Genomic DNA, 13,674 nt, shown 5'->3' with positions numbered 1-13,674 from the left:
ATACATTTATTATTATAACAACATTCGTATTCAAACGAAACTAAACAGCCAATCACCGATAAGCTATCGGCAATTGGCTGTATAAAAGGTGTTTTGATCCCTGTCTCAAAAACAGGGGTCAGTCCCTGTCGGAGAGGTTTTTTTATTGCAGCCAGCTGGATCAAAGTCTTTTCAAATGCTGAAAAGTTGTTTGAAATTAATAAGTAGCCCAAAATGTATAGCTGATGGTCTTTTTAGTTCCTGTGTTAGTGAATTTGAATCTGTAATTTGTTTTGTAGCTTTTAGAAGCTTGTTTGTAACTTAAATTTGTAGAGCCTTTTTTCTTTGCATAAAAAGTTTTCACATTTTTCCAGCCTTTATTTGTCTTTTGTTGCAGAGTGGCTGTAATTTTCCCGCTGCCTGATCCGTTCGCCGTAATGTTGGCCCAAGTACCTTGCCCTGGATAATAAATATGAAAAGTTGGCGAGTAAGTATAGTTTTTAAATGAGCCCGAATGGTAATGAGTACTCCATATTTGACCTTTTTTAACCCAATCTTTAGCTTCTGCTTTGTTGTTTACTAGGTCAATAGCCGTAAAACTTGTTACGGCTACGACGAAAGCCAGCAACATCATATATAGCTTTTTCTTCATTGAGTATTTCCTCCTAGCTTATTCTGGTTCTTTCTTCATGTTCATATCATAAACCGTGAGAAATAATGTAACATCGTCCTAATCTCCCAAATTAGAAACTTTATTTTGTTGAAATATGTCGAAATTGGATAAAAAATGACTATTTTACTGCGTCTATAGGTATGATAGCAAGGATGGAAGGCTATTGATTTTGTTTGCTATATGGATGATAATACAGCCAGTTTAGTCACTCTTCACGTGAGATGAACTGATAAACACGGCAACGCTCTGTGTGTGTTTAAAATGAAAAAGATATATTTTCATATGGAAGATTGAATGTTATAAGGAATCGATACTGATGAAAGAGAAGATTCGCAACCTAAAAAAAGAACGTAAAACAGTGATCAAAGTGTTAAAATAAAAAAACCGATTTCGAGTTGAAATCGGTTTTTTTATGCATATAAATAACCCAAACCTTGAACGATGTTGGGTGAATGTGCTATTATAAATTGTATTTGCCTGCTTTTATCATATATTAAATATATATCCAATTCTATTTTACATTATTTCTTCTTCGTTTGTCAACTATTTTCTGGAGGTGCCGTTCATGAATCAGCATGATAAGGAATGGAAAGAAGAGCAGTCAAGAATAGATGATGTACTGCAGGAGCTCGAGAATAAAGAGCGGCTTCTCGAAACGTCCGCGGGCGGATTAAAGCATGATATTATCGGATTACGAAAAAACTTCTGGGAGGATGTCACGGTTAACTTTGATGACGTCCATGAAGCGGTTGAAACGATGGCAAGCATTAAGCAGCAGGCAGAGCTGCTGTCTGATCGGGAACGGAATCATCGGCATATGGATCAGCAGCTCAAACGAATTCATCAATTAAAAGCATCGCCTTATTTCGGCCGGATTGATTTTATTGAAAACGGCGAGAAACAGGCGGAGCAGATCTATATCGGTTTAGCATCCTGTATGGATGAGCTGGAGGAACACTTTCTGATTTATGATTGGAGAGCACCGATATCAAGCCTTTACTATAATTATTCCCCAGGAAAAGCTGAATACGAGGTTCCCGGTGAAACGATAGAAGGGGAAATGGTGCTGAAGCGCCAGTTTATCATTAAAAACGGCGCTCTCAAAGCGATGTTTAATACTGATATGACGATTGGCGATGAAATGCTGCAAGAGGTATTAAGCCATCACTCTGATACACAAATGAAAAACATCGTGTCCACGATTCAAAAAGAACAAAATCAGATTATCCGAAATGAAAAAAGCAAATTTCTGATTGTGCAGGGTGCGGCAGGCAGCGGAAAAACGTCAGCAGCGCTTCAGCGTGTCGCTTACTTGTTATACAGGCACCGCGGTGTAATTGATGCCGGACAAATCGTTTTATTTTCCCCAAACTTTTTGTTTAACAGTTATGTCTCCTCTGTTTTGCCTGAATTAGGTGAAGAAAATATGGAACAGGCGACGTTTCAGGAATATATCGAGCATCGGCTTGGCCGCAAGTTTCAATGTGAAAGCCCCTTTGATCAGCTGGAATATTGCCTGACCAAAACAAAAGATGGCAGTTTTCAATCAAGGCTTGCCGGAATCACGTGGAAAGCAGGCTTATCTTTTCAGCAATTTATTGATGAATACGCCAGCAGGCTGTCTTCTGAAGGAATGATTTTTAAAAATATCGTTTTCCGCGGACAAAAACTGATCACAAAGGAACAAGTCCAAGCGTATTTTTACTCGCTCGATCAAAGCCTGTCCATTCCGAACCGGATGGAACAAACGGCAAATTGGCTGCTGAGTGAGCTTAACAAGCTGGAGAAAAAGGAACGGCGAAAGGATTGGGTCGTTCAGGAAGCCGAACTTCTCGACAAAGAGGAATATTTGGAAGTGTACAAAAAGCTGCAGGCAAAGAAACGGTTTAGTGAGAGTACATTTAACGATCATCAGAGAGAACAGCAGCTGCTTGCCGCCATGATTGTAAAAAAGGCCTTCAAACCAATTAAACAGGCGGTCAGGCAGCTGGCGTTTCTTGATGTCAAACAGCTGTATCTGCAATTGTTTTCTGACTGGGGAAGCAAAACTCAAACAGAGGATACTGCGGCAATAGGGGAGCTGACAAGATCGGCATTTGGAGAAAATAAACTGCTCTATGAGGACGCGTCTCCATTTCTATATTTGCAGGATTTGCTAGAAGGCAGAAAGAAAAACACACAGATCAAACATCTATTTATCGATGAAGCTCAAGATTATTCTCCATTCCAGATGGCGTATATCAGGAGTATTTTTCCGTCTGCCAGCATGACGGTGCTCGGTGATATCAATCAGTCTATTTACGCCCATGCGATAAACGGTGCAGCACGTATGGATGCCGGCTTTGAAAAAGAGCAGGCTGAGTGTGTCCGTTTAAAAAGAACGTACAGATCAACGAGACAAATTGTGGAATTGACAAAAGCGCTGCTGCAGGACGGGGCGGACATTGAGCCTTTTAACAGAGATGGGGAAATGCCCTGCGTGTTAAAAAGCGAGGGTCGCGAGGATCTTTGTCAAAAGCTTACGCGAGAAATTGGGCGACTTAGAAAGAAAGGGCATGAAACCATTGCTGTTATTTGCAAAACGGCGCAGCAGTCAAGACAGGCACACGCTCAAATGAGCGAATATACCGATATTCGGCTGATTCATAAAGAAAACCAAACGTTTCAAAAGGGAGTCTGTGTGATTCCGGTTTATTTAGCGAAGGGAATTGAGTTTGACGCAGTACTTGTCTATGATGCCTCAGAAGAACAATATAGAACAGAGCACGACCGCAGGCTGCTGTACACTGCTTGCACCCGGGCCATGCACGGGCTGACCGTTTCTTCTATCGGTGAACCAAGTCCGTTTGTGAGTGCTGTGCCCCCTCATTTATATAAGAATGTTGATTGAAAGAGAAGGGGTGCCTTCTCTTTTTTCTTCATTTAAATGAGACAAAGGGGTTTTATCATTAATAATCTTAATCGTTATCATCATGTAAATATATTTTACTTGCGGTGTGTCTTCCGGTAAAGTTCAATTAGATACTATTTCGATCAGTTTATACAATTTTGTGAGGTGGATACGTTGCAACTTCAGGTAATGAACAGTCCGTTTAATCAGGAGCAGGCAGAGCTCCTTAACCGTCTTCTGCCAACCTTGACAGAATCTCAGAAAATCTGGCTGAGCGGCTATTTATCAGCGCAATCTGTTTCCGTGCTGGAAACATCGGGGGCGCCGGCTGCTGTGTCTGCGGGTGTAACGGCACCGGCCATTTCAAAAGAAGTCACCGTCCTTTACGGTTCACAGACGGGAAACGCACAAGGGCTTGCAGAGAACGCCGGCAAGCAGCTTGAGGAGCGAGGCTTTCAAGTCACCGTTTCATCCATGAGCGACTTTAAGCCGAACCAGCTCAAGAAAATTAACAATCTTCTGATTGTCGTCAGTACGCATGGCGAAGGTGAGCCGCCTGATAACGCGCTGTCGTTTCACGAATTTTTGCACGGAAGACGGGCGCCTAAGCTTGAGGATCTTCGCTTTTCTGTTTTGGCGCTTGGTGACAGTTCATACGAATTCTTCTGTCAGACAGGAAAAGAATTTGATCAGCGCTTAGAAGAGCTTGGCGGAAAACGAATTTCTCCGCGCGTTGACTGTGATTTGGATTATGATGAGCCGGCTGCTGAATGGCTGGAAAGCGTATGTGAGGGCTTAAGTGAAGCCGAGGGCGGAAGCGTAGCGCCTGCGCCGGCCGCAGCGCCTCAAACTGGTGAATCTGCGTATTCAAGAACAAATCCTTTCCGGGCGGAAGTGTTAGAAAATTTAAATTTAAACGGCCGCGGATCAAATAAAGAAACACGACATGTAGAGTTGTCTCTTGAAGGATCAGGACTTACGTATGAACCTGGTGACAGCCTCGGCGTCTATCCGGAAAATGATCCGGAGCTTGTCGATTTGCTGCTTCAGGAAATGAATTGGGACCTCGAAGAAATTGTGACGCTGAATAAGCAAGGCGATGTCCGCCCGCTGAAAGAAGCGCTGATTTCTCATTATGAAATTACTGTTCTCACAAAGCCGCTTCTTGAACAGGCTGCTCATTTGACGGGAAGCGAGGAGCTTAGAGAGCTTTTAGCACCGGGAAATGAGGGTAAAGTGAAAGCGTATATTGAAGGGCGCGATTTGCTTGATCTGATCCGGGATTATGGCCCGTTCAGTGTAACGGCGCAGGAGTTTGTATCCATTCTTCGAAAAATGCCGGCCCGCCTCTATTCAATTGCGAGCAGCTTATCCGCAAACCCGGATGAAGTGCATTTAACAATTGGTGCAGTCCGGTACGACGCGCATGGCCGCGAACGAAAAGGCGTCTGCTCGATTTTATGTGCGGAGCGTCTGCAGCCGGGAGACACACTGCCGGTTTATGTCCAGCATAATCAGAACTTCAAGCTTCCGAAGGATCCTGAAACACCGATTATCATGGTCGGTCCTGGGACAGGCGTTGCGCCGTTCCGTTCCTTTATGCAGGAGCGCGAGGAGACGGGAGCTGAAGGAAAAGCATGGATGTTCTTCGGTGATCAGCATTTTGTTACAGATTTCCTATATCAGACAGAGTGGCAGAATTGGCTGAAAGACGGCGTGCTGACAAAAATGGACGTAGCGTTCTCACGCGATACGGAAGAAAAAGTGTATGTGCAGCACCGCATGCTTGAACAGAGTGCAGAACTGTTTGAATGGCTTCAAGAAGGAGCGGCTGTTTACATTTGCGGAGATGAAAAGCACATGGCACACGATGTCCATAACACACTCTTAGAAATTATAGAAAAAGAAGGCAATATGACCCGTGAAGAAGCGGAAGTTTATCTTGCCGATATGCAGCAGCAAAAACGTTATCAGCGTGATGTATACTAATTTGACCTGAAAGGAGTTTTTCAACATGGTGACCAAAATCTTAAAAGCACCGGACGGCTCTCCAAGTGACGTCGAGCGCATTAAAGAAGAAAGCGATTATTTGCGCGGCACACTAAAAGAAGTGATGCTGGATCGGATCAGTGCGGGAATTCCGGATGATGACAACCGCCTGATGAAACACCACGGCAGTTATTTGCAGGATGACCGCGATCTCCGCAATGAACGCCAAAAGCAAAAGCTTGAACCGGCTTATCAATTCATGCTGCGCGTCCGTATGCCGGGCGGCGTATCGACGCCTGAGCAATGGCTCGTGATGGATGAACTTTCGCAGAAATACGGTAACGGCACCCTAAAGCTGACGACGCGTGAAACGTTCCAAATGCACGGGATTTTAAAATGGAACATGAAAAAAACCATTCAGACGATCCATTCGGCTCTTCTGGATACAATCGCGGCTTGCGGAGACGTAAACCGGAATGTGATGTGCGCATCAAATCCTTACCAGTCTGAAATCCATTCCGAAGTATACGAATGGTCCAAAAAATTAAGTGATGATCTCCTGCCTCGAACAAGAGCGTATCATGAAATTTGGCTTGATGAGGAAAGAGTGGCCGGCACGCCTGACGCAGAAGAAGTCGAGCCGATGTACGGGCCGCTTTACCTGCCGCGGAAATTCAAAATCGGTATTGCGGTTCCGCCGTCAAATGATATTGACGTCTTTTCACAGGATCTCGGATTCATTGCGATTGTGGAAGATGGCAAGCTTATCGGATTTAACGTGGCAATCGGCGGCGGTATGGGAATGACGCACGGCGACAAAGCGACATATCCGCAGTTAGCCAAGGTAATTGGATTCTGCCGTCCTGAACAGATGTATGACGTTGCTGAAAAAACAATTACGATTCAGCGTGACTACGGAAACCGTTCCGTCCGTAAAAATGCCCGTTTCAAATACACAGTTGACCGCCTCGGTTTGGAAACAGTGAAAGAGGAATTGGAAAACCGTCTCGGCTGGAGCCTGGAAGAAGCGAAGCCGTACCATTTTGATCATAACGGCGACCGCTACGGATGGGTGGAAGGCATTGAGGATAAATGGCATTTTACGCTGTTTGTCGAAGGCGGCCGTGTGACGGATTACGAGGATTATAAGCTGATGACAGGCTTGCGTGAAATTGCTAAAGTTCATACAGGCGATTTCCGTCTGACAGCCAATCAGAACTTGATTATCGGTAATGTTCCAAGCGAGAAAAAGGATGAAATCAACGCATTAATCGATCAATACGGATTAACTGACGGAAAGCATTATACAGCGCTGCGCCGCAGCTCTATGGCGTGTGTTGCTCTTCCGACCTGCGGATTGGCGATGGCTGAAGCAGAACGTTATTTGCCGTCCCTTTTAGATAAAGTGGATGAGATTATTGACGAAAACGGTCTTCGTGATGAGGAAATTACCATTCGCATGACAGGCTGCCCGAACGGCTGCGCCCGCCATGCGCTCGGAGAGATCGGATTTATCGGAAAGGCGCCTGGCAAATATAATATGTATCTAGGCGCTGCATTTGACGGCAGCCGCTTAAGCAAAATGTACCGCGAAAATATCGGAGAAGAAGACATTTTGAGCGAGCTGCGCGTCCTGCTTTCCCGCTATGCGAAAGAACGCGAGGAAGGTGAGCACTTCGGTGATTTCGTCATTCGCGCCGGTATCATTAAAGCGACAACTGACGGGATGAATTTTCATAATTGAGATGAGAGACAGGGGGATTGCCCTGTCTCTTTTTGATTTTGCTTTGCGGCAAAAAAGTTCACCATGAGCATATCATGAGAAAAAATACCCTAAAAAGGGTACTATAAAAGAAGACTAGTGTGGAGGAGACTCCTGCGGAATCCAGTATTGGATGTAAGGCCATCCTTTATCTTTTGCAAGCCTCAGCCTCTTCGGACAAAAATTTATCAACTCATCAAGCAGATACGCAGCAGATTAAGGAGGTTATGCATTTGGACATATTTTTAGTCGTCCTTGTTTTACTGGCTATTATTGCGATTTCTAACATTGTCAATCGGTTTATCCCGTTTATTCCAGTGCCTCTGATTCAGGTGGCGCTTGGGATTATTGCCGCCTCATTTCCACAGGGGCTTCATTTTGAATTAAACACGGAATTGTTTTTCGTCTTGTTTATTGCGCCTCTTCTGTTTAATGATGGAAAGAGGACGCCTCGGGCGGAGCTTTGGAATTTAAGAGCTCCAATTTTATTGCTTGCACTTGGCCTTGTATTTGCGACTGTGATTGTAGGAGGATACACGATCCATTGGATGATTCCTGATATTCCGCTGGCAGCGGCCTTTGGACTGGCAGCCATTCTTTCGCCGACTGATGTTGTCGCTGTCAGCGCATTATCAGGAAGGGTGAAGATGCCGAAAGGAATTCTGCGCCTGCTTGAAGGGGAAGGGCTGATGAATGATGCATCAGGTCTGGTCGCCTTTAAATTTGCGATTGCCGCAGCGGTTACCGGGGCATTTTCACTGGCGCAAGCAGCGGTCAGCTTTGTGTTTATTTCTGCTGGCGGCCTTTTGTGCGGAGTTGTCATTTCGTTCTTGATTATCCGCTTTCGTCTATTCCTGCGCCGCCTTGGCATGCAGGATGTCACGATGCACATGCTGATTCAAATTCTGACGCCTTTTGTGATTTATTTGGCAGCGGAGGAAATCGGTGTTTCCGGCATTTTAGCCGTTGTGGCGGGCGGTATTACGCATGCGGTTGAACAGGACCGTCTCGAATCGACGATGGTGAAGCTGCAAATCGTCTCATCGAGTACGTGGAACATTATTTTATTTATTTTGAACGGTCTTGTCTTTGTCATCCTTGGCACACAGATTCCGGATGTCATTTCGGTGATTTTTAACGATACAGCGATCAGCAACATGAAAGTGATCGGCTATATTTTGGTCATTACATTTACGTTAATGCTTCTTAGATTTCTGTGGGTGCTGTTCTTCTGGAACGGCAAGTGGTTCTTTAATAAAGATCAAACCATTTATAAGCCGGGACTTCGTTCTACATTGTTAATTTCCATTTCAGGTGTGCGGGGAGCGGTTACGCTTGCAGGTTCATTCTCCATCCCATATTTCCTGGAGGATGGCACACCGTTTCCGGAAAGAAATCTGATTCTCTTTTTAGCCGCAGGCGTCATTTTATGCACGCTTGTTATCGCCACCTTCGTGCTTCCGCTTCTGACTGAAAAAGAAGAAGATGACGAAGAAAAAAATAAGAAGCTGCTGACGGCGAGACGCAAACTGATTAAAACGGCTCTCAAAACGATCAAAGAAGACATGAATGATACAAACAAAACGGCGTCTCTTGCGGTCATTGCCGAATACAATGAGAAAATGAAAAACCTTCGTTTTCAGCAATATACAACGTCAACCCGCATAAAAAAGTATGAACGGAAAGTCCGCGCTCAAGGGATTAAAGCCGAGCAGGAAGAACTGATGAAACTGCTGGAGCGGGGAGACATCCCGGAAGAAACGGCAAATGCTCTGCAAGAACGGTTTAATGAATTGGAAATTTTGTATGCCAACCCGTTTAAAGTCGGTTTATCAAAAACAAGGCTGAAACGTCTGATGTATTGGATTTTCTTCGGAGAACATAAAAAGCCGGAGATGTCGATTTTAAACGAAGAGGGATTAATGAGAGCAACTAGGGTTAAAACGGCTAAAGCTGCGATAGGACATTTGGAAAAGCATATACCGGAAGAACATAAGGAAGTATTTTTATCTGTCATCTCGTTTTATAAACAATTAATTTTCAGATTGGAGCACAGCCATCACGAACATAAATCGAACGCCCATTTTGAAAATCAGAAGCTGGAAGTGAAGCTGAAGGCTGTGCAGGCGATCAGAAATGAGATTCAGACGCTCTTTGAGGAGCGGGAAATTTCCCGGGACATCTCTCATGAGCTTCGCCAATATATTAATGATGTGGAAGCCGCAATGCTAGAAGGCGGCGAATAATGCCAAGAAAAAAAGCTGGCATCGGACGCCAGCTTTTTTCTATAGGTTAGGGGCGATGGAATTCGACAGTGTTGTCGTTTCGGTCGAACCAGCCTCTGAAGGCCCAGTTGATCCAGCCGCCGTCTCCTTTGTTTGTGAAGCTTCCGTCTTCAAATACCCAAATGCCGTACGTAATGCCGTCATAAACGGCCGAGCCGTAAAACTGAACACCATTTAAGTGATCTTCATATTCCTGGCTTAAGTTAAAAACCATGACGTTGTATTTTTGGCCGGATGCGTAGAAGGAAGATTCCATGAGATTTTTCACAAAACCGTCCCTGTTCTGGGCTGATTTAATGGCATCTGAGATTTGGTTGGCAATCCCAAGCAAATCAAGGTTGACGTTTAAACCGACTTCTGCGGCAGCTGTTCCGGCTGTTGTTTTCTGTGAGATCTTCGGTGCGGGATTTTCCTCAGCAGAGGCAAGGGACAAAGGGGCAATTGTCAAAGCGGCGCCAAGTGCAAGAGTCATTGGGATACGAATACGTTTCAATTTGTTTCCTCCTCTATGTTTTTGTGGGCTACAGTATTCGCTTACCCTGCTCACTGTCTAAATAATCTTATAATTGATAAAATAGGAAAAAAATAGTACAAATGCGCATTGTTTACTATGAAATAAAAAACGTCCGTATGAAAAAAGAAGCAAAAAGAGGCTCTTAAGCGTATTATTGGTATCTGCTGAGAGGAATGTGAGATAATATAGACGCTTACATTTCGATGAAAGGGTGGATGTTCAAGTGGCAACAAGTTTAAAAGATACTGTAAAGCTACATAACGGAGTTGAAATGCCTTGGTTCGGTCTTGGTGTTTTTAAAGTAGAAAACGGAAGTGAAGCGACTGAATCGGTTAAAGCTGCGATTAAAAATGGCTACCGCAGCATTGATACAGCGGCTGTCTATAAAAATGAAGAAGGTGTAGGCATCGGCATTAAAGAATCCGGTGTTGCAAGAGAAGAGCTCTTCATTACATCAAAAGTATGGAATGAAGATCAGGGTTACGACACAACGCTTGCTGCCTTTGAAAAAAGCCTGGAAAGACTTCAGCTTGATTATTTAGACTTATATTTAATCCACTGGCCTGGCAAGGATAAGTATAAAGATACATGGCGCGCGCTTGAAAAGCTGTACAAAGACGGCAAAATCCGCGCGATCGGCGTCAGCAACTTCCAAGTTCATCATTTAGAAGAGCTTTTGAAAGATGCTGAAATCAAACCGATGGTGAACCAAGTTGAATTTCACCCTCGTTTGACGCAAAAAGAATTAAGAGACTACTGCAAAAAGCAAGGCATCCAGCTGGAAGCATGGTCTCCGCTTATGCAGGGCCAGCTGCTTGATAACGAAGTGCTGACACAGATCGCTGAAAAATATAATAAATCTGTAGCACAAGTGATTTTGCGCTGGGATCTTCAGCATGAAGTTGTAACGATTCCAAAATCGATTAAAGAACACCGTATTATCGAAAACGCTGATATTTTTGATTTCGAATTGTCTCAAGAAGACATGGACAAGATTGATGCGTTAAATCAAGATGAACGTGTCGGTCCAAACCCCGATGAGCTTCTGTTTTAATCAAAAACTCCCCGTCTGCACAAGGGGAGTTTTTTAGTGGGTTTTTTTCAGTTGAATCAAAAAAAGCATCAGAAAAGAAATGACGATGATACAGACGACCCACGCCCATGCAAGTGCGTTGTTGCCGGAATCCAAAGCGACATAAATGGCTGTCGGCAGTGTTTGGGTAACACCCGGGATATTCCCGGCAAACATTAAGGTGGCGCCGAATTCACCGAGCGCCCGCGCCAGACTGAGAATGCTTCCGGTCAGCAACGATGGATACGCCAGCGGAATGGAGATATGGATAAACACCTTCCATCTGCTTGCTCCGTCTACCATTGCCGCTCCCTCTATATCGGGGTCAATATCGGAAAATCCGGTTTTGGCCGATTGATACATAAGCGGAAAAGCCACGATAGCAGAAGCAATCACAGCAGCCCACCAGGTGAAAATCACAGGCTGGTGAAAGATCCATTCGATCGCTTGTCCGATGAAGCTGTGCTTTCCAAACATGACGATCAAAATAAAACCGACAACGGTGGGCGGAAGAACGAGAGGAAGCATAAAAATCGTTTCGAGTACGGTTTTTCCGAAAAATGACGCTCGTGACATCCATGCCCCTGCCAAAGTTCCGAGAATGATCACCGCGATTCCGGCGACCGCCGCCACTTGAAAGGAAAGCATAACCGGCGTGAAAAATTCTGAAGTGCTGATGTTATTCAGCAGTAAAACCATATTTCTCAAACACTTTCATCGCTTCATCTGTTTGCAGGTAATCGTAAAATTCCTTCGCTTCCTTATGGTGTTTCGTATCTTTTACAATTCCTAACGGATAAACGATCGGGCTGTGTGTATCAGCTTTTGCCTCGTCAACGATTTTGACTTTCTTAGAGATCAGCGCGTCTGTTTTATAAACGACACCTGCGTCTACATTGCCTGTTTCTACATATGAAAGAACCTGGCGAACGTCTTTTCCGTACACGATCTTATCTTTTACTTTGCCCCAAAGAGACAGCTTTGTCAGTGATTCTTTTCCATAAGCTCCTGCCGGTACAGATTCTGGAGTCCCGAGAGCAATTTTTTCTGAATCAGTCAGATTGTCGAAGCCTGTGACCGGTGAATCACCATCCTTAGGCACAACGAGCACAATTTCATTTCCGACTAAATGGGTGCTGTCTTTTTTAGCGATATCCCCATCATCTACAAGCTTTTGGAATTTGTCCTCAGCGGCTGAGAAGAACAGATCGGCCCCGGCTCCTTGAGAAATTTGCTTTTGCAAGGCACCTGATGAGCCAAAGTTATCTTGGATCGTAATATTGTGATGGGTTTTCTCGTAATTCTTTTGAATTTCCTCGAGTGCATCCTGGGCACTGGCAGCTGCTGAGACAGTTAAGGTCACTTTCTTCTCATTGTCACTTGATGATTGGCTGGCAGAGCAGCCTGCTGCAAGCAGAAAAACAGTTAATGCTGCGGTCAGAATGGAATACTTCTTAAACATGATTGCACCCCTTATAATTAGTTATATCCAATTATAACTGATTATGTTTGGGTTATGTGGGTTTTTTTACATTCTCCGAAAAGGTATAATGAAATAGGAGAGTGATGATGATGAATGAAACCTCTTCCTATACGATAGAAGAAGTTGCTGGTCTGCTGAAGGTATCAAAGCTGACCGTTTATGATTTGATTAAAAAAGGCATGATCCCTGCTTACCGTGTCGGAAGGCAGATGCGTGTCGATGAAGCAGATTTAAAGCAATATAAGGCGAACATGAGAATGTCTCAGCCTGTGTCTTCACCCGAAGAGCCGAGAAAGGCACAGGAGCCGATGCCGGAGGGAAGGCGGAATGTCGTCATCAGCGGACAGGATATATCGATGGATCTGCTCAGCAAGCATTTGGAAAATGCCATTCAAGAGACGCCGCTCCGCCAATACAAAGGAAGCTTAAACAGCCTCATTGACATGTACCAAGGCAAATGCGACATTGTCAGCCTGCATCTGTACGATGCGGAAACCGCTCAATATAATACGCCTTATGTGAAACGCATTCTGTCAGGCGAACCGTTTTGTCAGATGAATGTTGTCCTTCGCAAAGCCGGCTTATACGTTCAAAAAGGAAATCCGAAAAACATACAAGGCTGGGATGACCTGAAACGAACCGACATCCGCATCATCAACAGAGAAAAAGGATCGGGCGCAAGAGTGCTGCTTGACGAACAGCTTGGTCTGCTTGGTGTGACACCTTCAGATGTCAAGGGCTACAGTGACATTGTGACTGATCATTATGCTGTTGCCTCCCAAGTCTCGAGCGGACAGGCAGACGCGGGAATCGGGGCGCAGCACGCGGCACATATGGGAAGCGTTGATTTTATCCCGCTCATCGAGGAACAATACGACATTGTCATTTTGAAAAAACACCAGCAGCTGCTTGAAGCTGTAAAGAGCATCTTGAAATCGGAAGAATATAAGGCCAACCTGTCTCATCTTAATGGCTATCAAACGAAGCTGACAGGTAAAGTGATATACGAAACATGAAAAAAATCCCT

Annotated in this window: 11 protein-coding genes; 7 read left to right on the top strand and 4 right to left on the bottom strand. The window is 44.5% G+C overall.

What is annotated here, in order from left to right:
- A partial coding sequence (locus tag WA325_RS21470; RefSeq protein WP_134980913.1) for an IS3 family transposase occupies positions 1 to 85 on the top strand: 85 nt, incomplete at its 5' end.
- 111 nt (positions 86 to 196) lie between these two features.
- On the opposite strand, the gene WA325_RS16035 is transcribed toward WA325_RS21470, so the two are convergent.
- Entirely contained in the window at positions 197 to 631 is a 435-nt protein-coding gene (locus WA325_RS16035; RefSeq protein WP_024122837.1) for a hypothetical protein, read from the bottom strand.
- Positions 632 to 1,217: 586 nt separating this feature from the next.
- Between WA325_RS16035 and helD the strand changes: the two genes are divergently transcribed.
- From helD to WA325_RS16015, 4 genes are all read left to right on the top strand, one after another.
- Positions 1,218 to 3,542: an RNA polymerase recycling motor HelD gene (gene helD, locus WA325_RS16030; RefSeq protein ID WP_336183932.1), complete on the top strand. Its 2,325-nt coding sequence runs from the start codon at positions 1,218 to 1,220 to the stop codon at positions 3,540 to 3,542.
- Positions 3,543 to 3,716: 174 nt separating this feature from the next.
- Positions 3,717 to 5,531 (top strand): assimilatory sulfite reductase (NADPH) flavoprotein subunit, encoded by a 1,815-nt coding sequence (locus tag WA325_RS16025; protein ID WP_336183931.1) that lies wholly within the window; start codon positions 3,717 to 3,719, stop codon positions 5,529 to 5,531.
- Between the two features lie 25 nt (positions 5,532 to 5,556).
- The gene (cysI, locus tag WA325_RS16020; protein ID WP_105991571.1) at positions 5,557 to 7,275 is read left to right on the top strand and encodes an assimilatory sulfite reductase (NADPH) hemoprotein subunit; all 1,719 of its coding nucleotides are present in this window, start codon (positions 5,557 to 5,559) and stop codon (positions 7,273 to 7,275) included.
- Positions 7,276 to 7,526: 251 nt separating this feature from the next.
- A complete protein-coding gene (locus WA325_RS16015) occupies positions 7,527 to 9,539 on the top strand; it encodes a Na+/H+ antiporter (protein ID WP_322011574.1) in 2,013 nt (670 codons plus the stop codon).
- 46 nt (positions 9,540 to 9,585) lie between these two features.
- On the opposite strand, the gene yvgO is transcribed toward WA325_RS16015, so the two are convergent.
- The gene (gene yvgO / locus WA325_RS16010; protein ID WP_024122833.1) at positions 9,586 to 10,071 is read right to left on the bottom strand and encodes a stress response protein YvgO; all 486 of its coding nucleotides are present in this window, start codon (positions 10,069 to 10,071) and stop codon (positions 9,586 to 9,588) included.
- A 244-nt stretch (positions 10,072 to 10,315) separates the two neighbouring features.
- On the opposite strand from yvgO, the gene pgoN reads away from it, so the two are divergent.
- Positions 10,316 to 11,146, top strand: coding sequence for a glyoxal/methylglyoxal reductase (gene pgoN, locus WA325_RS16005; RefSeq protein ID WP_044159103.1), 831 nt, complete (start codon positions 10,316 to 10,318; stop codon positions 11,144 to 11,146).
- A gap of 33 nt (positions 11,147 to 11,179) precedes the next feature.
- On the opposite strand, the gene modB is transcribed toward pgoN, so the two are convergent.
- The gene (gene modB / locus WA325_RS16000) at positions 11,180 to 11,872 is read right to left on the bottom strand and encodes a molybdate ABC transporter permease subunit (RefSeq protein ID WP_142391631.1); all 693 of its coding nucleotides are present in this window, start codon (positions 11,870 to 11,872) and stop codon (positions 11,180 to 11,182) included.
- Positions 11,844 to 12,626 (bottom strand): molybdate ABC transporter substrate-binding protein, encoded by a 783-nt coding sequence (gene modA, locus WA325_RS15995; protein WP_227598736.1) that lies wholly within the window; start codon positions 12,624 to 12,626, stop codon positions 11,844 to 11,846. The genes modB and modA overlap by 29 nt, the downstream gene beginning before the upstream one ends.
- A gap of 110 nt (positions 12,627 to 12,736) precedes the next feature.
- Here modA and WA325_RS15990 point away from each other — a divergent pair, with 110 nt between their 5' ends.
- Complete coding sequence (locus tag WA325_RS15990) at positions 12,737 to 13,663, top strand: substrate-binding domain-containing protein (RefSeq protein ID WP_059292701.1); 927 nt, start codon at positions 12,737 to 12,739, stop codon at positions 13,661 to 13,663.
- The last annotated feature ends 11 nt before the right edge of the window (positions 13,664 to 13,674 follow it).

It is taken from the genome of Bacillus sp. 205(2023), from assembly GCF_037027485.1.
Classification (GTDB): domain Bacteria; phylum Bacillota; class Bacilli; order Bacillales; family Bacillaceae; genus Bacillus; species Bacillus halotolerans.
The sequence above is the reverse complement of the archived record's forward strand: the minus strand, read 5'-3'. Positions and strand labels throughout refer to the sequence as shown.